Source organism: Inquilinus sp. 2KB_23, from assembly GCF_052115705.1.
GTDB classification, from domain to species: domain Bacteria; phylum Pseudomonadota; class Alphaproteobacteria; order DSM-16000; family Inquilinaceae; genus Inquilinus; species Inquilinus ginsengisoli_A.
Map to the genome: position 1 here is coordinate 84,683 of NZ_JBFRHF010000015.1, position 21,480 is coordinate 106,162.

Below are 21,480 nucleotides of genomic sequence, written 5' to 3' on the forward strand. Positions count from 1 at the left end.
TCCATCCTATTGAATAGGATGGAGGCTGTCGTTGCGCACCACCCAGCAGTTCAGCGTTACCTTGCCGAACGAGATGGCGGACATGGTCCGGGCCAAGGTGTCGTCGGGCGAATATGCCAGCGAGAGCGAGGTGATCCGCGACGGGCTTCGTGCGCTTCAGGCCCGTGATCAGGCCCTCGAGAAATGGCTGCGTACCGAGGTCGCGGCCGCCTATGACGAAGCCAAGGCGAATCCGTCGAGCCTTATCGACGGCGAGCAGGTTCGCGAGCGGTTGGCCCAGTTGCGTGACCGGTCGACGAAGCGCCCGTGAAACGATTCCGCGTCCTCTATTCGGCACAGGCCGTCGACCAGCTGGAGGCGCTGTATCTATACATCGCGGAAGATACAGGACCGGATCGGGCGGCCGGCTATGTCGACGCGATCGCTGACTATTGCGACGGCCTTGAGACCTTTCCCCATCGGGGACAGCGTCGCGACGGCATCCGGCCGGGTCTGCGTCTCATCGGATTCCGGCGCCGGGTGACCATCGCCTTCACGGTCGAGGACGTCAGTGTGACCATCCTCGGTGTCTTCTATGGCGGACAGGATGTCGAGGCCGCGCTGCAAGCTGAAGACCCCTGACGGTCACTTCACCGGCAGCGGGACGTTCGGCAGGGTCGGGCGGTTGCCGGCGGTCCAGTCCTGCATGCCGCCGGGGAACCAGTGGACGGCGGTGTAGCCCTCGGCCACCGCGCGCCGGGCGGCGTTCCAGGACATCCAGCAATTCGCCTCGCAATAGAACACCAGCGGCCGGGCGTGGTCGCCCAGGGTCAGCGCTGCCAGGCTGTCGCGGAAATAGGCCTCCATCTCCGCCGACAGGGCGCCGAAGCCGGTGTTGGCCAGCCACACGCTGCCGGGGATGTCACGGCGCACCGGCGGGTGCCACAGCGTCTCGGGCGGCAGCTTGTCCGGCCGTGGCGGCTGCGGCAGCACGTCGATCAGCAGCACCGGGCCGGTGCGGATCAACTGTTCCAACGCAGCGGCGTCGACCACTGTCGCGCCGTGCAGTGTCGCCGGCACCGGGGCGCGGTAGTCCTCCATGCGGTAGCCGTCCGGCTCCGCCGTCTGGCCCAGCGCCGGGCCGGCGGCCAGCGCCAGGGCGAGAACGGCGAAGCGAAGGAGGCGGGCAGGGGGGGCGGTCATGCGGGTCTCAGGGCACCGGCTGGCCGCGAGCGTCCAGCAGCGGCACGCCGTAATCCCTCAGGATCGCGTCGATTGCGGCCTTGTTCTCGCGCAGCAGCTGGTTGATCTGGTTCTTCCAGTCGTTCTCGCCCGGGCGCACGCCCATGGTGATGTAGAAGTCCAGCTTGGTGTCCTTGGGCTCGTTCACCAGCGGCGTCACCACCATGTCGTCGCCATGCTGCTTGGCGAAGTAGCCGGCAATCGGCCCCCACAGCACCGCGACGTCGATCTGCTTCGCGGCCAGGTCCTCGATCATCTGCTTGCCCGGCGCGTCGTAGCGGCTGTCGACGAACAGCGGATAGGGCCGGGCCTGCACCATCAGCCCGTTGCGCGCCGCCAGGTTGGCCGGCGGCGTGCCGGCGGTGATGCCGAGATGCAGGGTCTGCAGCCGCGGGTCGGCCAGGCCGGTCAGGTCGGCCAGACCGTCGGCCCGCCGCGTCACCAGGACATAGCCGGAGCGGTAATAGGGGTTGGTGTTCTGCACCATCTCGGCGCCGACGACGATGCCCGTCACCAGGTCGCAGCGCCGGGCCCGCAGCGTCATGCGCAGGAAGCCGGTCGAGTTCGGAAACCAGGTGTAGCGCACCGGCACGCCCAGCTTGGCGGCCAGGAGCTCGGCGATCTTGTTCTCGAAGCCTTCGCCCTTGTCGTTGGAGAAGGGCGGGTTGGCGGGGTCGGAACAGACCCGCAGCGCCGACCGGTCGATCGCCTCCGGCCGCGGCGGTTCGGCGCGCGACGGGGTGGTGGGCGCGCACAACAGCGCGGCGCCGGCCAGCAGGCCGAGCGCCGCGATGCGCCGGAGGAGGGGTGTCATGCCGGGCGCCCTAGCCGGGCGTCCCCATGCAGGCATTTTCGGCCGCGGCATAATCTGCGGACTTCTTCTCGAACTTGGCCGGCCGGCCGCGCCCGACGGCGCCGTCGGACCGGGCCTTGAGATAGGCGTAGATGTCGTTGATGTAGCACATCACGTTGGGGTCGGCCCCCAGCGACGGCATCTTCTTGTCGTTCGCCGTGTTCACCGTCTCCTTGCCGTTGACCACGGTGTCGAGGAACTGGTCGAAGCTGAGCGTCTTGAGGGAGTCGATCAGGGCCGGGGCGAAGCTGCTGCCCTCGCCGTCCGGCCCGTGGCAGACGTAGCAGATGCCATTGTAGCGGCGGAATCCGTTGTAGACCGCCCAGTCGACCGTGCCGTCCGCGGCGATCTTGTAGGGCTTCTCCTCCTCCGCTGCCGGTGCGGTCGCCGCCGGGGCGGGGGCCGCCGCCGGGGCCGCAGGCTGTGCCGCCGGCGTGGCGCTGCTGTCCTGGGCGAAGGCCGCGGCGGTGAGGCCGCCGATCGCGATCAGGCTGCCGGCCATGACGGCGGCGCAAAGCAGGAAGGGACGGAAGGGCATCCTCGATCCTCTCGGATGGTCTGGTCGGGTCGCGAAGAAAAAGAAGGCGGGCCGAAGCCCGCCTTCAGGCACAGGGAGGCTTCAGTCGGGAAGGGCGAAGACGTTCAGGGTTCCGCCCAGCTGGGTGTATTGCGACAGGGACTGGTAGGCACCGACGGCGCCCAGACCTTCCTGCGGGTTGGTCAACCCTGCCGCCATGCCGATGCCGGCCCAGCCGCCGACGCCGGAGAGCACCGCGACGTACTGCTTGCCCTTGCTGGTGAAGGTGTTGATGTTGCCGATGATCCCCGAGGGGGTCTTGAACCGGTACAGCTCCTTGCCGGTCTTGGCGTCAACCGCCTTCAGATAGCCTTCCAGCGTGCCGTAGAAGACGACGCCGCCGGCCGTGGCCAGGGCCCCGCTCCACACCGAGAACGGCTCCGGGATCGACCACTCGATCTTGCCCTTCTCGGCGTCCCAGGCGATGAAGTTGCCGAGATGGTCGCCGCCCGGGGCCGGATACATGCTCAGGGTCGCGCCGACATAGGGCTGGCCGGCGGTGTAGGCCACCTTGTACGGCTCGTAATCCATGCAGACATGGTTGGTCGGCACGTAGAACAGGCCGGTCTCCGGCGAATAGGCCGCCGGCTGCTGGTCCTTCGACCCCAGTGCCGCCGGGCAGATGCCCTGCGAGTTGGTGTCCTCGCCATTGGCCTCGGTCGAGAACTTCTTGTCGCGCACCGGCAGGCCGGTCTTGAGGTCGACCTTGCTGGCCCAGTTGACCGCCGGATCGTACTTCTCGGCCACCAGCAGCTCGCCGGTGACGCGGTCCAGCGTGTAGCCGAAGCCGTTGCGGTCGAAATGGACCAGAACCTTGCGGTCCTTCCCGTCGAACTTCTTGTCGACCAGGATCATCTCGTTGACGCCGTCATAGTCCCACTCGTCATGGGGCGTCATCTGGTAGACCCATTTCGCCATGCCGGTGTCGGCGTCGCGGGCGAAGATGGTCATCGACCATTTGTTGTCGCCGGGGCGCTGCACCGGGTTCCAGGTGCTGGGGTTGCCGGAGCCGTAGTAGATCAGGTTGGTTTCCGGATCGTAGGAGGTCCACCCCCAGGTGGTGCCGCCGCCGATCTTCCACTGGTCGCCCTGCCAGGTCGAGGTGCCGGAATCCTTGCCCACCGGCTTGCCGAGCTCGGTCGTCTTGACCGGGTCCATCAGCGTGTCGGCGTCGGGGCCCATCGACGAGGCGCGCCAGACCTGCTTGCCGGTCTTGATGTCGTAGGCCGTCAGATGGCCGCGGACGCCGAACTCGCCGCCGGAATTGCCGATCAGCACCTTGTCCTTGACCACCAGCGGCGCCGAGGTGCCGGTCTCGCCCTTAGTGGCGTCGCCGTCCTTGACGCTCCACACCACCTTGCCGGTCTTGGCGTCCAGCGCCACCACCGTGGTGTCGGCCTGATGCAGGAAGATCATGCCGTCACCATAGGCGACGCCGCGGTTGACCGTGTCGCAGCACATCACCGGGATGACGTTCGGGTCCTGCTTCGGCTCGTATTTCCAGATGATCTTGCCGTGGTTGGCGAGATCCAGGGCATAGACCGTGTTGGGGAACGGCGCGTGGATGTACATGGTGTCGCCGATCACCAGCGGCCCGCCCTCATGGCCGCGCAGCACGCCGGTGGAGAAGCTCCAGGCGACCTGCAGGTTCTTCACATTCGCGGCGGTGATCTGCTTCAGCTCGCTGTAGCGGGTGTTGGCGTAGTTGCCCGCCGGCTGGGTCCACTGGTTCGGATCCTTCTGCAGCGTCAGCAGTTCGTCATTGGCCGACGCAACCGTCGGCAGGGCTGCCAGCGCGAACACAAGCGCCAAGGCGGACCCGGAAGTGCGCAGCAATCTGGGCATTCATTATCCTCCCATTGATCGCGATGCGGGATCCGCGGCAATGCCAGCGGCATGCCTGGGATCCGCCTCGACGGTCGTTCACGTCATCGGGCCCGGTCGTCATGGCCTCGTCTCCGGGCCTGCCGATGCTTCATTTGGAATACGACCACCATCAGTTTGCGGAAATTCGTAAATTTCAGTCAATCGCCAAACGCATAAAAGGGCATTGTTCTTTGGTATGAAGCCAATATTTCGCGACTGCGAAAATGTATCTGCTCTTATACCAAAGTCGAACAATCGAGTATTGTTGGGAACTGGAGAGAAATTCCCCGGGCGGGAATCGTCGGGATAGCGCGCCGCCGCAATGGAACGGCCGTCTTGGCGGGATTGTGCGCTGCAAAATCGACCAACAGTCCTGCTCGCCGGAGGTCTTGTTGAATACTGCGACGGCAACGGACCCGCCGCCGCAATCATCCCCGCGGGGCCGCCGCCGGCGCGGCCGCGGCCCGCAGGCGCCGATAGACGAAATCGGGCGGCGCCGGGCGGTGCGCGGCAGACTCGGCGAGATCAAGCATGGCGTCGTGGAAGGGCGACAGGGCGCAGGCCGGGTCGGTCGCATCGGCCCGGCCGGTCAGCGCCATGGCCTGGCAGCGGCAGCCGCCCCAGTCGATCTCGGCCTGCGGGCAGCCGCGGCACGGCTCGGGCATCCAGGCGGTGCCGCGGAAGCGCTGGAAGGCGTCGGATGCGGCCCAGATCTCGGCCAGCGGGCGGTCGCGCACCGATTCGAAGCCGAGGCCGGGGATGGTCTCGGCGGCGTGGCAGGGCAGCACCCTGCCGGTCGGGGTGATGTTCAGGAACTGCCGGCCCCAGCCGCCCATGCAGGCCTTGGGCCGCTGCGCATAGTAGTCCGGCACGACGTAGTCGATCACCAGCCGGCCGTGCAGCCGGTCCCGCGCCGCCGCCACCACGGCGCTGGCGCGGTCCAGCTGCTCCCGGCTCGGCATCAGCGCGTCGCGGTTCTTCAGGGCCCAGCCATAGTACTGGACATGGGCGACCTCCAGCCGGGCGGCGCCGATCTCGACCGCCAGGTCGATCATGGCGTCCAGCCGGTCGAGGTTCTGCCGGTGGACCACGGCGTTCAGGGTCAGCGGCAGGCCCGCCTCCGCCACCCAGCCGGCGAAGGCCAGCTTCTTCGGCTGGGCCCCGGGATAGTGGCCGATGCGCTCGGCCGAGGCCGGGTCGGTGTCCTGGATGCTCAGCTGGGCATGGTCCAGCCCGGCCTCGACCAGGCCCATGAAGCGGTCGCGGTCGATCGCGACGCCCGAGGTGATCAGGTTGGTGTAGAGGCCGGCGTCGCGGGCGCCGCGCACCAACTCCGCCAGGTCGCGGCGGATGGTCGGCTCGCCGCCGGAGAAGTGGATCTGCAGGATGCCCAGGGCCGCCGCCTCGCGCATCACCCGCAGCCACTCCGCGGTCGACAGCTCGTCGCGCGCCTGCTCCATCTCCAGCGGGTTCGAGCAGTAGGGGCATTGCAGCGGGCAGCGATGGGTCAGCTCGAGCAGGGCCGCCAGCGGCGGTTCCGGCCGAGGGGGGATGCCGGTGGGGGCGATATGGGTCATGGCGCCATGATCCGCTTGGCCAGGAGGTCGGCGATCAGCCGGTCGACATCGGCCGCGACCTCGCCCGGCTCAGCCTCGAAGGTCTTGGCCAGGTCGGCCGTGATCTCGGCGATGGTGCTGGCGCCGTCGCAGCGCCGCACGATCTCATGGGCGATCTCGTCCAGCAGGATCACCCGCTCCGGCGCCAGCACAATCCAGCTCTGCCGCGCCTCGTCCCAGCGCATCCGGCAGCCGCGGGCCAGCCGCGGCCGGATGGCGGGGGCGGCGGGCTCGGCCGCGGCGCTCATCCCCGCCCCTCGGGCACGAAGGCGCCGGGCGGGATGTGGCCGGGCGCGACATAGGCGTGGTGCAGCGCGTCCAGCTGGGCCCACAGCACGTCGCATTTGAAGGTCAGGGCGGCCATCACGTCCTGCTGCTGGTCCGGCCGCCGCGCCTCGCGCCTGACATAGTCGAGGGCGAAATCCGAATCGCGCGGCGCCTGGGTCAGCCGCTTGTCGAAATAGGACAGGGCCTCGGGCGACACGAAGTCGTAATGGGCCAGCATGCCGGCGACGCGGTTGCCGATGATGGCCGGGGCGAACAGTTCGGTCAGCGACGAGGCGATCGCCTCCAGCAGCGTCTTTTCGCGCACGAAGCGGACATAGGCGTCCACGGCGAAGCGGGTCGCCGGCAGGATGCCGCGACCGTCGCTGACCGCGGCGCGGTCGAGGCCCAGCGCGTCGGTCAGATGCAGCCAGCGGGCGATGCCGCCGTCGCCCTCATGGTCGCCGTCATGGTCCTCGATCCGCCGGCGCCATTCCCGGCGCAGCGCCGGGTCCTCGGTGCGCGAGATCAGGGCGGCGTCCTTCAGCGGGATCCGGCTCTGGTAGTAGAACCGGTTCAGGGCCCAGGCCTGGACCTGGCCGCGGTCCAGCTTGCCGCCGTGCAGCAGGCCGTGGAACGGGTGGCGGTCGTGGTAGCGCTCGCGCCCGATCGCGCGCAGCGCCGCCTCCAGCTGGTCGGGGCTCATCGGTTCCGTCATCGCGGGCTCGGTCATCACGGAGTCCATTATCGCAGGGTCTTCATAGCGCGATCTCCATGCCATCCTCCGCCACCTCCCAGCCGGACGCGGCCAGGGCGGCGCGTTCGGGCGAGTCTTCGTCCAGCACCGGATTCGTGGTGTTGACATGGACCAGGACCTTGCGCCGCACGCCGAGATCGGCGAAAGCGGCCACGGTGCCGTCCGGCCCGTCGATGCTCATATGGCCCATGCGCTGCCCGGTCTTGGTGCCGACGCCGGTGGTGATCAGCTCGTCGTCCCGCCACAGCGTGCCGTCGAAGAACACCAGGGGCGACTGGCGCAGCCGGGCGCGCAGGGCCGGGGTCATCGCGGCGCAGCCGGGGATGTAGTGGAAGCGGGCGGGGCCGCAGGCGATCTCCAGCCCCATGGTCTCGTCCGCCGCGCCGGCCAGGTTGCTGCCGGCCTGGCCCTCCAGGTACAGCGGCACCTTGCCGGGCACCGGGAAGGCGGTGACGGTCAGGCCCAGCGCGCCGCCGGGGCCGGCGATCGGGAAGGGGTCGGCGGAGGTGACGCCGTGGCGTTCGACATGGCGCGGGTTCAGGGCGTCGAAGATCGGGTTGGCGGCCAGGGCGGCCAGCACCGGCGGGGCGGCCCACAGGGCGAAGGGCTGGGATTCGCGCATCGACAGCAGCCCGGCGACATGGTCGATCTCGCCGCTGGTCAGGATCACCGCCTCGATCGGGGAATGCCGCAGCCCGCCCCGCGGCCACAGCGCCGGGGTGTCGCCGACCTGCTGGCGGAAATCGGGCGAGGCGTTGACCAACAGCCAACGCTCGCCGTCGGCGCTGACGGCGAGGGACGCCTGGGTGCGCTTCTTGGCGCGCAGGCTGCCGGTGCGCACCCCGTGGCTGGTGGGCGCGTTGCAGTTCCATTGGGGGAAACCTCCGCCGGCGGCGGAACCGAGGACGACGATGCGCATGGTCTCAACCCCGCTTTCGGCAGCCTCGCCGGATCCGACGCACGGCGGAGGGTGGGATTAGACCTTCGCGCAGGCGTAGGCGTTGATCTCGCAGCCCACGGCGATTTCGCGGAGCTTGGGTGTCTTCCAACGCTTCATGGGGATCCTCCGTTGGTATCGTCTGCCTGGGGACAACGCCCCGACCGGGATGTTGGGTCCGGGGCGCGGCGCATCAAGGGCATCATGCGCCTTCCGCGGTTCAGGGGAATACTACTTTGGAGCCATGTCCGAGGTCTCCAGCCGCGGCGGCTCGCCCGGCCGGCAGGGCGGGATCAGCGGATGGGAGCCGAGACGGGCCAGGCGGATCGAGAGCTCCCGGATCGTCGGCGCGGTGTCGCGCAGCCAGCGGTACTGCACGTCATAGGCCTCGCGCTCGCGCTCCAGCCAGGCGGCGCAATCCGCTGCCGGCGCGCCGTGCGCCGCGGCGCGCTGCAGGAAATGGGTCAGCTCATGCACCAGGATGCTGGTGTCGGCAGCATCGCCGCCGATGCGCAGGCTGTCGTCCAGCGCGAGGGTGCCGTCGGCCTCGGCGAAGCCCAGCACGGCGCAGGGATGGGTGCAGGCCATCGCCTCCAGCGCCGCATGCGGCACCAGCGTCACCACCGGCGGGTCGGCCGGCACCTCATAGCCGGTGTAGCCGTGCACGGCGGCGAGCAGCCCGATGACCAGCGCCGCCGGGACCGCGCCGGTCATCGCGGCTTGTACTTTGGGAGCGATTGACCGGTCCGCGCCCCTTTGGTCTGCTGGCCACCCGACGCGACTTCGGAGCCTTCGCCATGAAGGGCTGCGCGGCCTTTTCGCTTCTCGCCCCGGCTGTCCTGTTCCTTGCCGTGCCCGATCCGGCGCGGGCCAATGACTACCCGACGCCGGTGGTGGCCGACTATGTGATCGGCTGCATGGCCAGCAACGGCGAGACCCAGGACATGCTGCAGCGCTGCTCCTGCAGCATCGACGCGGTATCCTCGATCCTGCCGTACCGCGACTACGAGAAGGCCGAGACCGTGCTGCGCATGCAGTTCGCGACCGGCGACCAGGCCGGCATCTTCCGCGAGATGACGTCGCTGAAGGCCATGGTCGACACCCTGCGGCTGGCGCAGATCGAAGCCGACTTCAGGTGTTTCTGAGCAACCCATCCCGGCTCACATCGTCGCAGGCACCGACCAGGCGCCGCTGAACACCAGCCCGTCCGAATCCTTGGCGGTCGCGGTCAGCCGCCCCGCCGCCGGCGGGGTGAAGCTGAACTCGATCATCGGGTTCTCGCTCAGCGAGATGTTGCCCTCGACCTGCAGCAGCTCGGTGTCGCCGTAGCGCACATCGATGGTCTCGATGAACTTCGCCGGCACATAGGTGCGCTTGATCTGGTCCATCTGCATGCCCGAGTAGTTCGGGTGGCGGATCAGCAGCTCGACCCGGCTCGGCGCGCCGATCTGCGCCGCGTCCAGGTTCTTCGTCCGCATCTCGCCGAGATGGGCCTCGGCCTCGTCGGGCGACTTGGTGGCGGGGGCGGAACAGCCGCCGGCCGCCTTGACGAAGGCGGCGGCGATGAACAGCCCGCCATCGGCGGTTTCGGCCACGGCGTGGATGTTGGTGTATTCGTTCACCCGCACCCGGGTGCCGATGGTCGGGTCGGCCAGCCCGTCCTTGAGGTGGAACACGGCGGCGACCGGGGCCGGGTTCTTGTCGACCACCAGGGTGATCGCGGTGACCTTCCCGGCCGGCATGTGCGCGGGGTCGAAGCGGATGGTCACCGGCACGATCGCGGCGTCATAGGCGCGGGAAGGGGCCTCGACCGCCATGAAGGCCGAGCCGTCGGCGATCGCCTTGTCGCCGAAGATCGCGGTCTTCAGGTCGGGCCAGGGGTCGTCCCCATCGGATTGAACGGGGGCCGCCCGGGCGGCCCCCGTGCCCAGCGTGCCCAGCGTGGCCAGCGCGATCAGGGCCAGGGCCGCGGCGTGCTTCAGCATGGTCTCCTCCCCTATTCCCATTCCAGTTCGGTGTAGGCGGTGGCGACGTTGCGGTCGTTGTAGTCGTCGAACAGCAGCCAGCGGCGGCGTTCGGAGCGGCCGACCGTCGCGACCGCCTGGTCGAGGCTGCGCCCGGCGGCCAGCGCCGCCCGGGTCTCGCTCAGGATCACGCCAAGATAGCGCTCCTCGTCGTCCAGCGCACCCGGCCAATCGGCGGCCACCGGGCCGTGGCCGGGCACCACCTGCCGGATCCCGGCCTCGCGGCGCAGCCCGGCGATGGCGTCCAGCCAGCCGTGCAGCGATCCGTCGATCGCCGGGACCCGCTGCAGGAACACCAGGTCGCCGGCGAACAGCGTGCCGGTGGTGGTGTCCAGGACGGTCAGGTCGGCATCGGTGTGCGCCGGCGGCCAGGCCCTCAGCGCCAGGGGGCGGCCGCCGAGGTCGAGCGTCAGCCGGTCGCGCACCAGCAGCGTCGGCGGCACGATGGCGGTGCCGGCGGCGGCGTTGCCCAGGGCGTCCTCCAGGCCCTGCATGTAGCTGTCGGCCCGGGCGCCCAGGCCACGCGGCAGGTTGGCATGGCCGATAATGGTGGTGCCCGGCCCGGCGAAGGCGGCGTTGCCCAGCACATGGTCGGGGTGGAAATGGGTGTCGATGACGTGGCGGACCGGCAGGTCGGTCTGGCGCCGCACCGCCGCCAGCAGGCGCCGGCCCTCGGCCAGGCTGCCGCCGGTGTCGATCACCGCCACCGCCTCGGCCCCGACGACGAAGCCGAGATTGGCGATGCCGCCGAGGTTGCCGGCCGTCGCCTCCTCATGCGCGCCATGGAACACGAAGATGCCGGGCGCGACCTCGGCGACCGGCAGCGGCGGATCCTCCGCCGGCCCCGCCGCGGCGGCCAGCAGGCCCAGCGCCAGGGCACGGCCGATGGCCTGCCGGCGGCTCAACGCCTCCGGCCAATCCGGTTCTGGCCCACGCCGAGACAACGGCAACCGAATTCTCCCGCAAATCCCGGATCATCAGGCCGCGCTTTTATCCCGGCGCTGAATTGGACTTTGGTCTCAGTTCCATCTTCTCGCCTTGTCGGCGTCGGGGGTGGTTCATACAGTCTGGGCCAATCCCGCCGCCGAGCGGGCAGGTGCGGCAAGGGCCTTCGGCCCCGCCGATGCCGAAGCGGAACGCCGGCGCGGCCGGCCCAGGAGGAAGGATGTCCGAGATGCGAGGATTCGCGCTCGTGGTCGCGGCCGCTGCCGCATTCGCCCTGCCGGCCCATGCCCAGGACGCAGGGGATGCGGCCAAGGGCAAGCAGATCTTCACCCGCTGCCAGGCCTGCCATTCGCTCGACGCCGGCACCAACAAGCTCGGCCCGTCGCTGCACGGGCTGGTCGGCCGCCCCTCCGGCTCGATCGAGGGCTTCAACTATTCCGACGCGATGAAGAACGCGCACCTGACCTGGGACCAGGCGACGCTGGACAAGTACCTGTCCGGCCCCAAAGCGCTGGTCCCCGGCACCAAGATGGTGTTCCCCGGCCTGCCGAAGGAAGAGGACCGGCTCAACGTCATCGCCTATCTGAAGGAGGCTGGCGGCACGCCATGATCCGCGGCCTGCTCCCGGCGCTCGGCCTCGCCGCGGCGCTGCTGGCCCAGCCGGCGGCGGCGCAGCAGCAGGCGGCGCCGAAGCTGTCGGTGACCATCGGCTATCTCGGCGAGGCCATCCCGGAGCCCGAGCCGCTGTCGCTGGTCGAGCCGGTGGCGAAGGACAAGGGCGTGGCCGGCGCCCGCCTGGCCATCGTCGACGACCAGACCACCGGCCGCTTCCTCGGCCATGACTACGCGCTGGACGAGACCATCATCCCGGCCGGCGGCGACCTCGCCGGCGCCGCGTCGGCCATGGCCGGCAAGGGCGTCCGGCTTGTGATCGCCGACCTGCCGGCCGACCGGCTGCTGCAGCTGGCCGACCAGCCCGAGCTGAAGGACGCGGTGATCTTCAACGCCCGGGCCGAGGACGACCGGCTGCGCATCGCCGATTGCCGCGCCAACCTGTTCCACACCATGCCCAGCCGGGCGATGAAGGCCGACGCGCTGGCCCAGTACCTGGCGTTCAAGCGCTGGACCCGCTGGGTGCTGGTCTCAGGCACCCAGGACGGCGACAAGGCCTTCGCCGACGCCATCCGCCGCTCGGCCAAGCGCTACGGCGCCCAGATCGTCGAGGAGCGCAGCTACGAGTTCCAGGCGGGGTCGCGCCGCTCCGACACCGGCGAGCAGCAGGTGCAGCGGCAGATGACCCAGCTGACCCAGCGCCTGCCCGACTACGACGTGCTGGTCGTGGCGGACGAGAGCGAGGTGTTCGGCGAATACCTGCCGTACCGCACCTGGGATGCGCGGCCGGTCGTCGGCACCCAGGGTCTGGTGCCGACCGCCTGGCACCGCAGCCAGGAGCAATGGGGCGGCACCCAGCTGCAGCGCCGCTTCCAGAAGGCCGCCGGCCGCTGGATGCTGGAGCGCGACTACGCCGCCTGGGTGGCGGTGCGCACGGTGGGCGAGGCGGTGACCCGCACCGGCACCGCCGACCCGGCCGCGATCCGCGCCTATCTCGTCTCCGACGACTTCCAGCTCGGCGCCTTCAAGGGCGTCCCCCTGACCTTCCGCCGCTGGGACCAGCAGCTGCGCCAGCCGATTGTGCTGGCGTCGCCGCTGATGCTGGTCTCGGTCTCGCCGCAGGACGGGTTCCTGCACCAGCGCACGCCGCTCGACACGCTCGGCTACGACGAGCCGGAATCGGCGTGCCGGCTGAACCCCGATCCCTAGGAGGCTGCATGAACAGGCTCGCGCTCTTGGCAGTGGCCGTGGTGCCGGTGCTGGCCTTCGGGCCAGCCCAGGCCTTCACCGCCTATGTCTCGAACGAGAAGGGCAACACCGTCAGCGTGGTCGATCTCGACCAGATGAAGGTGACGGGGACGATCCCGGTCGGCGAACGGCCGCGCGGCATCACCATCAGCAAGGACGGCACCCGCCTCTACGTCTGCACCAGCGACAGCGACCATGTCGAAGTGATCGACACCGCGACCCAGAAGGTGATCGACACGCTGCCCAGCGGCGCGGATCCAGAGCTGTTCGTGCTGTCGCCGGACGACAAGCGGCTCTACGTCGCCAATGAAGACGACAGCATGGTCACCGTGCTCGACCTCGCCAACAAGGTGGTCGAGTCCGAGGTGCCGGTGGGGGTGGAGCCGGAAGGCATGGGCGTCAGCCCGGACGGCAAGATTCTGGTCAGCACCTCCGAGACCACCAACATGGCGCATTTCATCGACACCACGACGCTGCAGCTGACCGACAACGTGCTGGTCGACAGCCGGCCGCGCTTCGCCGAGTTCACCCCCGACGGCAAGCAGGTCTGGGTGTCGTCCGAGATCGGCGGCACGGTCAGCGTGATCGACACCGCCACCCGCAAGGTGGTGAAGAAGATCGGCTTCGCGGTGCAGGGCGTGCGCAAGGAAACGGTGCAGGCAGTCGGCGTCGCCATCACCCGGGACGGCAAGACCGCCTTCGTCGCCCTCGGCCCGGCCAACCGGGTGGCGGTGGTGGACACCGCGACCTACGAGGTGACGGACTACCTGCTGGTCGGCCAGCGGGTCTGGCACCTCGACTTCACGCCGGACGGGAAATACGTGGTGTCGGTCAACGGCGCCTCGAACGACATCTCGGTGATCGACGTGGCCGACCGCAAGGTGGTGAAGTCGATCACGGTCGGCGAACTGCCCTGGGGCGTGGCGATTCATTGATGAACGGCTCGATGCCTTCCGCCCATCCTTCGATCCTCCCCCTCCCCCTGCGGGAGGGGGTAGGGGGAGGGGGTGTTGCCGCAGGAGCCGGCGTCGGGTTCTGGATGCTGAATCGTTCGATCGCTTTTGCTTCGGCAGCAAGGCATTCTTCGATCGACAACCCCCTCCCCCTACCCCCTCCCGCAAGGGGAGGGGGAGGTCTGTTTTTTCAGGGCCGGATCCTCGATCATGCCCACAGCTGAAACCGACGCCCTCACCGTCGCCGGGCTGTCGCATCGGATCGGTGGGCGCGAGATCCTGTCCGAGATCGAGATCGCCGTGCCGGCGGGGCGGTTCACCGTGCTGCTGGGCCAGAACGGCGCCGGCAAGACCACGCTGTTCTCGCTGGTCACCCGGCTGTACGGCGCCCAGTCCGGCGCCATCCGGGTGTTCGGCCGCGACCTCGGCGCCGAACCCGGCCGGGCGCTGGCGCTGATGGGCGTGGTGTTCCAGCAGCGGGCGCTCGACCCCGACCTGTCCGCCCGGCAGAACCTGCGCTACCACGCGGCGCTGCACGGCATGCCGGGCCGCGTCGCTCGGCAGCGCATCGCGGCCGAGTTGGATCGCGTCGGGCTGGCCAAGGAGGCCGACCGCAAGATCCGCAGCTTTTCCGGCGGCGAGATGCGGCGGATCGAGATCGCCCGCGCTTTGCTGCACGAGCCGCGGCTGCTGCTGTGCGACGAGGCCACGGTCGGGCTCGACATCCGCAGCCGCGCCGCGATCCTGGCCGATGTCCGCGGCCTGGTGCGCGACCGCGGCCTGACCGTGCTGTGGGCCACCCATCTGATCGACGAGGTCGAGGCCGGCGACCCCACCATCATCCTGCATCGCGGCCGCATCCTGCGGCAGGGCCCGGCCGCCGCCATCATCTCCGACCTCGGCGCCGACGGCCTGCAGGGCGCCTTCCGCCAGCTGACGGAGGCGGCATGAGCGCGGCCCCGGACTCCCTCGGCACCGTCAGCCTGGGCGGCGCCTGGCGCTGCCTGCTGGGCATCCTGTGGCGCGAGGCGCTGCGCTTCGTGCACCAGCGCACCCGCTTCATCTCGGCGCTGGTGCGACCGCTGGTCTGGCTGTTCATCTTCGCCGCCGGCTTCCGCTCGGTGCTCGGCGTGTCGATCATCCCGCCCTACGAGACCTACATCCTCTATGACGAGTACATCGTCCCTGGGCTGATCGCGATGATCCAGCTGTTCAACGGGATGCAGAGCTCGCTGTCCATGGTCTACGACCGCGAGATGGGCAGCATGCGGGTGCTGCTGACCAGCCCGATGCCGCGCTGGTACCTGCTGACCGCGCGGCTGCTGGCCGGCACGCTGCTGTCGCTGCCGCAGGTCTATGTCTTCCTGCTGATCGCCCGGTTCTGGGGCATCGAGCCGCCGCCGCTCGGCTACGTCACCGTGCTGCCCGCCCTGGTGCTGTCCGGGCTGATGCTGGGCGCGCTCGGCCTGCTGCTGTCCTCGGCCATCCGCCAGCTCGAGAACTTCGCCGGGGTGATGAACTTCGTGATCTTCCCGATGTTCTTCGCCTCCTCGGCCCTCTACCCCTTGTGGAAGGTGGAGGAGGCGAGCCCGCTGCTGCGCGACGTCTGCGGCTTCAACCCCTTCACCTATGCCGTGGAGCTGGTCCGCTTCATGCTCTACGGCCAGCTCGACACCCAGTCGCTGCTGCTCGTGCTCGGCTTCGCCGTGGTCTTCCTCGGCGGGGCGATCCTGGCCTATGACCCGGCGCGCGGCCTGATCGCCCGCGTCCGCGGCCCGGGCGGCGGCGGATAAGGAGGCCCATGATGACCGGTCGGCTTCTCCCCCTGTTCCTGCTGCTGGTGCCCTTGGCGGCCTTGCCCGCTTGGGCCCAGGATGCGGCTGCGACCCCGCCGAAGGACGCCCCGCCGAAGGATGACTGGCCCTGCGTCCAGGTGCTGCAGCCCGAGCTGTCGATCGGCGCGATGTGGCCGGGCGACGATCCCACCGCCAGCGGCCCGGCCTGGCGCGACGACGCGGTGATCGCCGCGCTGGTCGACCGGGTGGCGCCGCGCCGGGTCGCAGTCGACGAGGCCACGGCCGAGATCCACCGCTTCGCCGCCGGCTTCGAGGGCGACCGCAAGGCGGCGCTGACCGAGCTGTTCGCCGGGGTGTTCGAGACCATCAACACCGAGCGCGGCACCATCATCCGCGGCATCCGCCGCTTCAACAGCCGGCAGGAGGCGCTGGCCCAGCGGATCGAGGCCAGCACCCAGGCGCTGGACGGCGTCGACCCGGCCTCGACCGACATGGCGGTGGCGAAGCAGCGGCAGGAGCTGGAGTTCCAGCTGTCGTGGGACCAGCGGGTGTTCGACGATCGCGAGCGGCTGCTGCCGGCGATCTGCGACCAGCCCTTCGTGCTGGAGCGCCGCCTGTTCGCCCTGTCGCGCACGATCCAGGAAGAGATCGGGAAGTAGGGCGGCTCTGTCGGGTTCGCGAGAGCGAGCCCGGCCTTCCTCATGCCCCCGTCGACCATCGTCCCAGAGCTTCGACCGTCACCACGCTCTCGCCGGCGCCCGCGCCGCCGAGATGAAGATAGGGCGTGCCCGGCTCGCCCAGGTCGGACAGCACCGCCAGGGCGTGGCGCAGATCGTCGTCGCGGGTGTAGAGGCTCGGCGTGGCCAGCACCGGCAGCCCGGCCCGGCGCGCCGACAGGACGCCGGCACGGGAATCCTCGATCGCAATGCAGCCGGATGAGGGCAGGCCGAGCGCTTCCAGCACCGCGCGATAGACATCCGGGGCCGGCTTCTTGCGCGGCACGGCGTCGCCGGCCACCATCACCTCGAACAGCGACATTCCGTCCGGACCCAGCGTTGTCGCCAGCAGCGCCATCACATTCGCCGGCGTGGTCGTGGTGGCGATGGCCAGGCGCACACCCTGCCGGCGTGCCTCGGACAGCAGGCGGATGACGCCGGGGCGCAGCCTGACGCCGCCGGTGGACACCAACGCCGTATAACACTCGGTCTTGGCGCGGTGCAGAGCCGCGACATCGCAGGGCGGCGGGGCCGCCAGGCGGGAGAGGTAGTGGCCGATCCGCTCCTTGCCGCCGGTGACGACCAGCAGCTCGCGATAGAGATCGCGATCCCAGTGCCAGTCCAGGCCGGCGCCCTGGAAGGCGGTGTTGAACGCCCCCCGGTGGGCATCTTCGGTCTCGGCCAGCGTGCCGTCGACATCGAACAGGATCGCCTGCAGCCGCATCGCTATCCGGCCTCGGCCAGGCCGAGCATTCCCGGCAGCGCGGTATAGTCGGCGAGGATTCCGTCGGGCTCCAGCATGGCGACGTCGCCGTATCCGAACGGCACCGCCAGCACCCGCACACCGGCGGCCCGCGCGGTGGCGATGTCGACATGGTGGTCGCCGAGATAGACCGTGTCCTCGGGCGTGGCGCCCAGATCCGCGATGCAGGCCAGCAGCGGCGCCGGGTCCGGCTTCATGCCGTGGCCGCTGTCGCCGCCGACCACGGCCCCGACATGCGGCGCGAAGCCCAGCGGCCGCAGCACCGCCCGCGCGGTCCAGGCCGCCTTGTTGGTGCAGATGCCGACCGGGATCCCGGCGGCGGCCAGCGCCGCCACCGCCTCGACCGCGCCGGGATAGGCCGTGCTGCGCACCGCCGGCGCCGCGGCGTAGCGGTCGAGGAAGCGCCGCGTCATCCACGCCGCCTCGGTCGAATCGCAGCGCCGCAGCCGCAGCGCCCCGCGCAGCAGCCCGGGCGCGCCATGGCCCATCAGGCCGCGCACCTCGGCCTCGGACAGCGGGTGGATGCCTGCCTCGCGCAGCACCGTGGCCAGGGCGGCGGCGACATCCGCGACGCTGTCGACCAGGGTGCCGTCCAGGTCGAACACGACGGCGCGAGCCCCGGCGTTCATGCCGCCGCGGGCCGGCTGGCCCCTCCCGCGGCGCCGCGGCGGATGGCGGCGATATTGGCCTCATAGGCACCGCCGCGGAACACGGCGGATCCCGCGACCAGCGTGTCGGCGCCGGCGCGGGCCGCGGCCACCGCCGTCTCCGGCGTGATGCCGCCATCGACCTCCAGCCGGATCGGCCGGTCGCCGATCAGGGCGCGGACCCGGCGGATCTTCTCGGCCATGGCGGGGATGAAGGCCTGGCCGCCGAAGCCAGGATTGACCGTCATCACCAGGATCAGGTCGACCCGGTCCAGCACATGGGCCAGCGCGTCCTCATGGGTCGCCGGGCACAGCGCCACGCCGGCCTGCTTGCCGAGCGCCCGGATGTGCTGCAGCGACCGGTCGAGATGCGGCCCGGCCTCGGCATGCACGGTGATGACGTCGGCGCCGGCGGCGGCGAAGGCGTCGAGATAGGGGTCGGCCGGCGCGATCATCAGATGCACGTCGAAGACGCGGTCGCTGTGCCGCCGCAGCGCCTTCACCACATCGGGGCCGATGGTCAGGTTGGGCACGAAATGCCCGTCCATCACGTCGATGTGGATCCAGTCGGCGCCGGCCTCGACGATGGCGCGGACCTCCTCGCCCAGCCGGGCGAAATCGGCGGACAGGATCGACGGGGCGATCACCAGGGGGGCAGTCACAGCTTGGCCTCCACGCCGAGTGGCTCGGCGGCGAACACCCGGCTGGCGCGGATGTCGGCCTCGGCCAGGGTGACGAAATCCTCGACCGTCAGTGCCGCGTTCCGGTCGCGCACCAGCCGGTTGGCCTGGCGCAGCCGGGCGCGGTCCAGCGCGTTGCGGATCGACCGTCCGTTGGCGAAATGGGGCAGGCGGATGCGGCGGGCGACATAGTCGCGGAAGGCGGCCTGGGCGTCGGCGCTGAAGCGGTAGTTCTGGCGTTCCAGCATGGCCTCGCCGATCACGATCAGCTCGGCCTCGCTGAAGTCGGGGAATTCGACGTGATGGGCGATGCGCGAGCGGAAGCCGGGGTTGCTGGTGAAGAATGTCTCCATCCGGTCGCCATAGCCGGCGACGATCACCACCAGATCCTCGCGCTGGTTCTCCATCACCTGCAGCAGGATCTCGATCGCCTCCTGGCCGTAGTCGCGCTCGTTCTCCGGCCGGTAGAGGTAGTAGGCCTCGTCGATGAACAGCACCCCGCCCATCGCCCGCTTCAGGATCTCCTTGGTCTTCGGCGCGGTGTGGCCGATGTACTGGCCGACCAGGTCGTCGCGGGTGACCGAGACCAGGTGGCCGCGGCGGACATAGCCGAGGCGGTGCAGGATGTCGGCCATCCGGAGCGCCACGGTGGTCTTGCCGGTGCCGGGGTTGCCGGTGAAGCTCATATGCAGGGTCGGCGCCTCGGCGGCGAGGCCCAGGCGGCGGCGGACCTTCTCCACCAGCAGCAGCGCCGCGATCTCGCGGATCCGGGTCTTCACCGGCACCAGCCCGACCAGCTCGCGGTCCAGCCGCTCCAGCACCTCGTCGATCTGGGTCTCGGCGAACTCCCGGGCGAGGTCGATGCGGGTCTCGGGCGGCGGGGCGGCGAGGACGGCGTCGGTCATGGCGGGGGTCTCTCTCTTCCCATATTCCCCCTCCCCCTGCGGGAGGGGGTAGGGGGAGGGGGCTCGTGCCGTTTGAGCGGAATGAGAATTGACCGATCGATCGGTCAGGGATTGGCGGGGGAGGGCGCGTGTGATCGACAGCCCCCTCCCCCTAACCCCCTCCCGCGAGGGGAGGGGGGACAAGGAAAGCTAAGGCTGAGCCGGCACCAGCCGGGTCGTGTACCGCACCGTCCTTCCCTCCACCTCCTGGCGCTCCAGGGCGAAGCTGGGCTCCACCTCCGGGCGGTTGACCAGGAAGGAAATCCGCACCGATTCCCAGCCGGGGCTGGCGTCGAAGCCGGAGATGCGGATGTAGCGGCCGCCATGCGCCTTCCGGCACGAGGCCAGCTCATGCATCACCGCGGCGGCGTCGCGGATGTCGAACATCGGCAGGTCCCACATCTCCCAATAGGTGTTGCGGGGATGGGGGTCGTCGGTGAACTCGATGTTCACCGCCCAGCCGCGGTCGATGCAGTACTGCACCTGGGCGGAAATCTGCCGGTCGGTCAGGTCGGGCAGGAAGGAGAAGCACCCTTGGGTGTTGCGCATGGCGGTGTCCTCAGCTGGCGGTGACGGCGGGCACGAAGTCCGGCGTGTCGGTCGAGGCGTAGTCGAAGGTGACGTCCTTCCACACGTCCAGCGCCTGGCGCAGCGGCTGGCAGTGGCGGGCGGCGTCGACCAGGATCTGCGGCCCCTCGACCCTTGTGTCGCGGCCCTCGTTGCGGGCCAGGATCATGGCTTCCAGCGCGACGCGGTTGGCGATGGCGCCGGCCTGGATGCCCATGGGGTGGCCGATGGTGCCGCCGCCGAACTGCAGCACCGTGTCCTCGCCGAGATAGTCCAAGAGCTGGTGCATCTGGCCGGCATGGATGCCGCCGGACGCCACCGGCATCACCTTGCGCAAGCTGGCCCAGTCCTGGTCGAAGAACACGCCGTTCTCCAGCCGCGCCGGCACGTGGTCCTCGCGCAGGATGTCGTAATAGCCGCGGGTGGTGGCCGGGTCGCCCTCCAGCTTGCCGACCACGGTGCCGGCATGGATGTGGTCGACCCCGGCCAGCCGCATCCATTTGGCGATGACGCGGAACGACACGCCATGCGTCTTCTGCCGGGTGTAGGTGCCGTGGCCGGCGCGGTGCAGGTGCAGGATCATGTCGTTGCGCCGCGCCCATTTCGACATCGACTGGATCGCGGTGTAGCCGATCACCAGGTCGATCATGACGATGACGCTGCCGACCGACTTGGCGAACTCCGCCCGCTCGTACATGTCCTCCATGGTCCCGGCGGTGACGTTGAGATAGGTGCCCTTGACCTCGCCGGTCACCGCCTGGGCCCGGTTCACCGCCTCCATGCAGTACAGGAACCGGTCGCGCCAGTGCATGAAGGGCTGCGAGTTGATGTTCTCGTCGTCCTTGGTGAAGTCGAGCCCGCCCTTCAGCGCCTCGTACACCACCCGGCCGTAGTTGCGCCCCGAAAGGCCCAGCTTCGGCTTCACCGTGGCGCCGAGCAGGGGGCGGCCGAACTTGTCCAGCCGCTCGCGCTCGACCACGATGCCGGTCGGCGGCCCGTCGAAGGTCTTCACATAGGCGACCGGCAGCCGCATGTCCTCCAGCCGCAGCGCCTTCAGCGGCTTGAAGCCGAAGACGTTGCCGATGATCGAGGCGGTCAGGTTGGCGATCGACCCCGGCTCGAACAGATCGAGGTCATAGGCGATGTAGGCGAAGAACTGGCCCGGCTGGTTCGGCACCGGGTCGACCCGGTAGGCCTTGGCCCGGTACTTCTCGCAGGCGGTCAGCCGGTCGGTCCACACCACGGTCCAGGTCGCGGTCGAGCTTTCGCCCGCCACCGCCGCCGCGGCCTCGATCGGGTCGACCCCGTCCTGCGGCGTGATCCGGAACAGGGCCAGGATGTCGGTGTCCTTGGGCACGTAGTCGGGTTCCCAATAGCCCATCTTGCGGTATTGCAGCACCCCGGCCTTGTAGCGCTCCTTGCCGGTGACGGTGCCGGCCTTGGTGTCGAGGGCCTGGGGCTCGAGAAGGGTGAGATCGGTGCTCATGGTGGTCT

General features: G+C 69.7%; 27 protein-coding genes. 9 read left to right on the forward strand and 18 right to left on the reverse strand.

The window, feature by feature from the left end:
• Positions 1-31 precede the first annotated feature (31 nt).
• Positions 32-310: a type II toxin-antitoxin system ParD family antitoxin gene (locus AB4112_RS19815; RefSeq protein WP_309793169.1), complete on the forward strand. Its 279-nt coding sequence runs from the start codon at positions 32-34 to the stop codon at positions 308-310.
• Complete coding sequence (locus AB4112_RS19820; protein WP_309793170.1) at positions 307-621, forward strand: type II toxin-antitoxin system RelE/ParE family toxin; 315 nt, start codon at positions 307-309, stop codon at positions 619-621. Before AB4112_RS19815 ends, AB4112_RS19820 begins: the two co-directional genes overlap by 4 nt.
• 3 nt (positions 622-624) lie before the next feature.
• Here AB4112_RS19820 and AB4112_RS19825 read toward each other — a convergent pair whose 3' ends face one another.
• From AB4112_RS19825 to AB4112_RS19870, 10 genes are all read right to left on the reverse strand, one after another.
• Positions 625-1,182, reverse strand: coding sequence for a PQQ-dependent catabolism-associated CXXCW motif protein (locus tag AB4112_RS19825; protein WP_441722389.1), 558 nt, complete (start codon positions 1,180-1,182; stop codon positions 625-627).
• 7 nt (positions 1,183-1,189) lie between these two features.
• Complete coding sequence (locus AB4112_RS19830) at positions 1,190-2,035, reverse strand: substrate-binding domain-containing protein (RefSeq protein ID WP_441722392.1); 846 nt, start codon at positions 2,033-2,035, stop codon at positions 1,190-1,192.
• A 10-nt stretch (positions 2,036-2,045) separates the two neighbouring features.
• Positions 2,046-2,612 (reverse strand): c-type cytochrome, methanol metabolism-related, encoded by a 567-nt coding sequence (locus AB4112_RS19835; protein WP_441722395.1) that lies wholly within the window; start codon positions 2,610-2,612, stop codon positions 2,046-2,048.
• An 81-nt stretch (positions 2,613-2,693) separates the two neighbouring features.
• Positions 2,694-4,496: a methanol/ethanol family PQQ-dependent dehydrogenase gene (locus AB4112_RS19840; protein WP_441722398.1), complete on the reverse strand. Its 1,803-nt coding sequence runs from the start codon at positions 4,494-4,496 to the stop codon at positions 2,694-2,696.
• 449 nt (positions 4,497-4,945) lie between these two features.
• Positions 4,946-6,094 carry a pyrroloquinoline quinone biosynthesis protein PqqE gene (gene pqqE / locus AB4112_RS19845; RefSeq protein ID WP_309793176.1) on the reverse strand — a complete coding sequence of 383 codons (1,149 nt, stop codon included), beginning with the start codon at positions 6,092-6,094 and terminating at the stop codon, positions 4,946-4,948.
• Positions 6,091-6,381 (reverse strand): pyrroloquinoline quinone biosynthesis peptide chaperone PqqD, encoded by a 291-nt coding sequence (gene pqqD, locus AB4112_RS19850; RefSeq protein WP_309793178.1) that lies wholly within the window; start codon positions 6,379-6,381, stop codon positions 6,091-6,093. Before pqqD ends, pqqE begins: the two co-directional genes overlap by 4 nt.
• Positions 6,378-7,130, reverse strand: coding sequence for a pyrroloquinoline-quinone synthase PqqC (gene pqqC, locus AB4112_RS19855; protein WP_441722401.1), 753 nt, complete (start codon positions 7,128-7,130; stop codon positions 6,378-6,380). The genes pqqD and pqqC overlap by 4 nt, the downstream gene beginning before the upstream one ends.
• Before the next feature lie 25 nt (positions 7,131-7,155).
• A complete protein-coding gene (pqqB, locus tag AB4112_RS19860) occupies positions 7,156-8,073 on the reverse strand; it encodes a pyrroloquinoline quinone biosynthesis protein PqqB (RefSeq protein ID WP_441722404.1) in 918 nt (305 codons plus the stop codon).
• 57 nt (positions 8,074-8,130) lie between these two features.
• Positions 8,131-8,211 carry a pyrroloquinoline quinone precursor peptide PqqA gene (pqqA, locus tag AB4112_RS19865; protein WP_374710610.1) on the reverse strand — a complete coding sequence of 27 codons (81 nt, stop codon included), beginning with the start codon at positions 8,209-8,211 and terminating at the stop codon, positions 8,131-8,133.
• Between the two features lie 111 nt (positions 8,212-8,322).
• Positions 8,323-8,805, reverse strand: coding sequence for a hypothetical protein (locus tag AB4112_RS19870; protein WP_309793180.1), 483 nt, complete (start codon positions 8,803-8,805; stop codon positions 8,323-8,325).
• Positions 8,806-8,888: 83 nt separating this feature from the next.
• Here AB4112_RS19870 and AB4112_RS19875 point away from each other — a divergent pair, with 83 nt between their 5' ends.
• Positions 8,889-9,236, forward strand: coding sequence for a hypothetical protein (locus AB4112_RS19875; protein WP_309793181.1), 348 nt, complete (start codon positions 8,889-8,891; stop codon positions 9,234-9,236).
• Positions 9,237-9,251: 15 nt separating this feature from the next.
• Here AB4112_RS19875 and AB4112_RS19880 read toward each other — a convergent pair whose 3' ends face one another.
• Both AB4112_RS19880 and AB4112_RS19885 read right to left on the reverse strand, forming a co-directional pair.
• Positions 9,252-10,076, reverse strand: coding sequence for a quinoprotein dehydrogenase-associated SoxYZ-like carrier (locus tag AB4112_RS19880; protein WP_441722409.1), 825 nt, complete (start codon positions 10,074-10,076; stop codon positions 9,252-9,254).
• A gap of 11 nt (positions 10,077-10,087) precedes the next feature.
• On the reverse strand, positions 10,088-11,020 hold the full coding sequence (locus tag AB4112_RS19885; RefSeq protein WP_441722412.1) for a quinoprotein relay system zinc metallohydrolase 2: 933 nt from the start codon (positions 11,018-11,020) through the stop codon (positions 10,088-10,090).
• Between the two features lie 269 nt (positions 11,021-11,289).
• On the opposite strand from AB4112_RS19885, the gene AB4112_RS19890 reads away from it, so the two are divergent.
• The 6 genes from AB4112_RS19890 to AB4112_RS19915 all read left to right on the forward strand — a co-directional run bounded on the left by AB4112_RS19890 (position 11,290) and on the right by AB4112_RS19915 (position 16,328).
• Complete coding sequence (locus AB4112_RS19890; RefSeq protein ID WP_441722415.1) at positions 11,290-11,670, forward strand: c-type cytochrome; 381 nt, start codon at positions 11,290-11,292, stop codon at positions 11,668-11,670.
• Positions 11,667-12,881 (forward strand): ABC transporter substrate-binding protein, encoded by a 1,215-nt coding sequence (locus AB4112_RS19895; RefSeq protein WP_441722418.1) that lies wholly within the window; start codon positions 11,667-11,669, stop codon positions 12,879-12,881. The genes AB4112_RS19890 and AB4112_RS19895 overlap by 4 nt, the downstream gene beginning before the upstream one ends.
• Before the next feature lie 8 nt (positions 12,882-12,889).
• Positions 12,890-13,855 (forward strand): PQQ-dependent catabolism-associated beta-propeller protein, encoded by a 966-nt coding sequence (locus tag AB4112_RS19900; RefSeq protein WP_309793190.1) that lies wholly within the window; start codon positions 12,890-12,892, stop codon positions 13,853-13,855.
• A gap of 228 nt (positions 13,856-14,083) precedes the next feature.
• The gene (locus AB4112_RS19905; protein ID WP_309793191.1) at positions 14,084-14,824 is read left to right on the forward strand and encodes an ABC transporter ATP-binding protein; all 741 of its coding nucleotides are present in this window, start codon (positions 14,084-14,086) and stop codon (positions 14,822-14,824) included.
• Complete coding sequence (locus tag AB4112_RS19910) at positions 14,821-15,666, forward strand: ABC transporter permease (RefSeq protein WP_441722423.1); 846 nt, start codon at positions 14,821-14,823, stop codon at positions 15,664-15,666. The genes AB4112_RS19905 and AB4112_RS19910 overlap by 4 nt, the downstream gene beginning before the upstream one ends.
• Positions 15,667-15,677: 11 nt before the next feature.
• Positions 15,678-16,328, forward strand: a complete 651-nt coding sequence (locus AB4112_RS19915) for a hypothetical protein (RefSeq protein WP_441722426.1) — start codon at positions 15,678-15,680, stop codon at positions 16,326-16,328.
• A gap of 40 nt (positions 16,329-16,368) precedes the next feature.
• On the opposite strand, the gene AB4112_RS19920 is transcribed toward AB4112_RS19915, so the two are convergent.
• The 6 genes from AB4112_RS19920 to AB4112_RS19945 all read right to left on the reverse strand — a co-directional run bounded on the left by AB4112_RS19920 (position 16,369) and on the right by AB4112_RS19945 (position 21,472).
• Positions 16,369-17,109, reverse strand: a complete 741-nt coding sequence (locus AB4112_RS19920) for an HAD family hydrolase (RefSeq protein ID WP_441722428.1) — start codon at positions 17,107-17,109, stop codon at positions 16,369-16,371.
• Positions 17,110-17,111: 2 nt separating this feature from the next.
• Complete coding sequence (locus AB4112_RS19925) at positions 17,112-17,777, reverse strand: HAD-IA family hydrolase (RefSeq protein WP_441722431.1); 666 nt, start codon at positions 17,775-17,777, stop codon at positions 17,112-17,114.
• Positions 17,774-18,457: a ribulose-phosphate 3-epimerase gene (gene rpe / locus AB4112_RS19930; RefSeq protein ID WP_441722434.1), complete on the reverse strand. Its 684-nt coding sequence runs from the start codon at positions 18,455-18,457 to the stop codon at positions 17,774-17,776. Before rpe ends, AB4112_RS19925 begins: the two co-directional genes overlap by 4 nt.
• The gene (gene cbbX / locus AB4112_RS19935; RefSeq protein WP_441722437.1) at positions 18,454-19,380 is read right to left on the reverse strand and encodes a CbbX protein; all 927 of its coding nucleotides are present in this window, start codon (positions 19,378-19,380) and stop codon (positions 18,454-18,456) included. Before cbbX ends, rpe begins: the two co-directional genes overlap by 4 nt.
• A 189-nt stretch (positions 19,381-19,569) precedes the next feature.
• Positions 19,570-19,968: a ribulose bisphosphate carboxylase small subunit gene (locus AB4112_RS19940; protein ID WP_441722440.1), complete on the reverse strand. Its 399-nt coding sequence runs from the start codon at positions 19,966-19,968 to the stop codon at positions 19,570-19,572.
• Positions 19,969-19,978: 10 nt separating this feature from the next.
• Positions 19,979-21,472 (reverse strand): form I ribulose bisphosphate carboxylase large subunit, encoded by a 1,494-nt coding sequence (locus tag AB4112_RS19945; protein ID WP_309793201.1) that lies wholly within the window; start codon positions 21,470-21,472, stop codon positions 19,979-19,981.
• Positions 21,473-21,480 lie beyond the last annotated feature (8 nt).

Bases quoted from the DNA above. Each gene is read 5' to 3' on its own strand.
- AB4112_RS19825 (WP_441722389.1), bottom strand. From the start codon at position 1,182: ATGACCGCCCCCCCTGCCCGCCTCCTTCGCTTCGCCGTTCTCGCCCTG.
- AB4112_RS19830 (WP_441722392.1), bottom strand. From the start codon at position 2,035: ATGACACCCCTCCTCCGGCGCATCGCGGCGCTCGGCCTGCTGGCCGGC.
- AB4112_RS19835 (WP_441722395.1), bottom strand. From the start codon at position 2,612: ATGCCCTTCCGTCCCTTCCTGCTTTGCGCCGCCGTCATGGCCGGCAGC.
- AB4112_RS19840 (WP_441722398.1), bottom strand. From the start codon at position 4,496: ATGCCCAGATTGCTGCGCACTTCCGGGTCCGCCTTGGCGCTTGTGTTC.
- pqqE (WP_309793176.1), bottom strand. From the start codon at position 6,094: ATGACCCATATCGCCCCCACCGGCATCCCCCCTCGGCCGGAACCGCCG.
- pqqD (WP_309793178.1), bottom strand. From the start codon at position 6,381: ATGAGCGCCGCGGCCGAGCCCGCCGCCCCCGCCATCCGGCCGCGGCTG.
- pqqC (WP_441722401.1), bottom strand. From the start codon at position 7,130: ATGACCGAGCCCGCGATGACGGAACCGATGAGCCCCGACCAGCTGGAG.
- pqqB (WP_441722404.1), bottom strand. From the start codon at position 8,073: ATGCGCATCGTCGTCCTCGGTTCCGCCGCCGGCGGAGGTTTCCCCCAA.
- pqqA (WP_374710610.1), bottom strand. From the start codon at position 8,211: ATGAAGCGTTGGAAGACACCCAAGCTCCGCGAAATCGCCGTGGGCTGC.
- AB4112_RS19870 (WP_309793180.1), bottom strand. From the start codon at position 8,805: ATGACCGGCGCGGTCCCGGCGGCGCTGGTCATCGGGCTGCTCGCCGCC.
- AB4112_RS19875 (WP_309793181.1), top strand. From the start codon at position 8,889: ATGAAGGGCTGCGCGGCCTTTTCGCTTCTCGCCCCGGCTGTCCTGTTC.
- AB4112_RS19880 (WP_441722409.1), bottom strand. From the start codon at position 10,076: ATGCTGAAGCACGCCGCGGCCCTGGCCCTGATCGCGCTGGCCACGCTG.
- AB4112_RS19890 (WP_441722415.1), top strand. From the start codon at position 11,290: ATGCGAGGATTCGCGCTCGTGGTCGCGGCCGCTGCCGCATTCGCCCTG.
- AB4112_RS19895 (WP_441722418.1), top strand. From the start codon at position 11,667: ATGATCCGCGGCCTGCTCCCGGCGCTCGGCCTCGCCGCGGCGCTGCTG.
- AB4112_RS19900 (WP_309793190.1), top strand. From the start codon at position 12,890: ATGAACAGGCTCGCGCTCTTGGCAGTGGCCGTGGTGCCGGTGCTGGCC.
- AB4112_RS19905 (WP_309793191.1), top strand. From the start codon at position 14,084: ATGCCCACAGCTGAAACCGACGCCCTCACCGTCGCCGGGCTGTCGCAT.
- AB4112_RS19910 (WP_441722423.1), top strand. From the start codon at position 14,821: ATGAGCGCGGCCCCGGACTCCCTCGGCACCGTCAGCCTGGGCGGCGCC.
- AB4112_RS19915 (WP_441722426.1), top strand. From the start codon at position 15,678: ATGACCGGTCGGCTTCTCCCCCTGTTCCTGCTGCTGGTGCCCTTGGCG.
- AB4112_RS19920 (WP_441722428.1), bottom strand. From the start codon at position 17,109: ATGCGGCTGCAGGCGATCCTGTTCGATGTCGACGGCACGCTGGCCGAG.
- AB4112_RS19925 (WP_441722431.1), bottom strand. From the start codon at position 17,777: ATGAACGCCGGGGCTCGCGCCGTCGTGTTCGACCTGGACGGCACCCTG.
- cbbX (WP_441722437.1), bottom strand. From the start codon at position 19,380: ATGACCGACGCCGTCCTCGCCGCCCCGCCGCCCGAGACCCGCATCGAC.
- AB4112_RS19940 (WP_441722440.1), bottom strand. From the start codon at position 19,968: ATGCGCAACACCCAAGGGTGCTTCTCCTTCCTGCCCGACCTGACCGAC.
- AB4112_RS19945 (WP_309793201.1), bottom strand. From the start codon at position 21,472: ATGAGCACCGATCTCACCCTTCTCGAGCCCCAGGCCCTCGACACCAAG.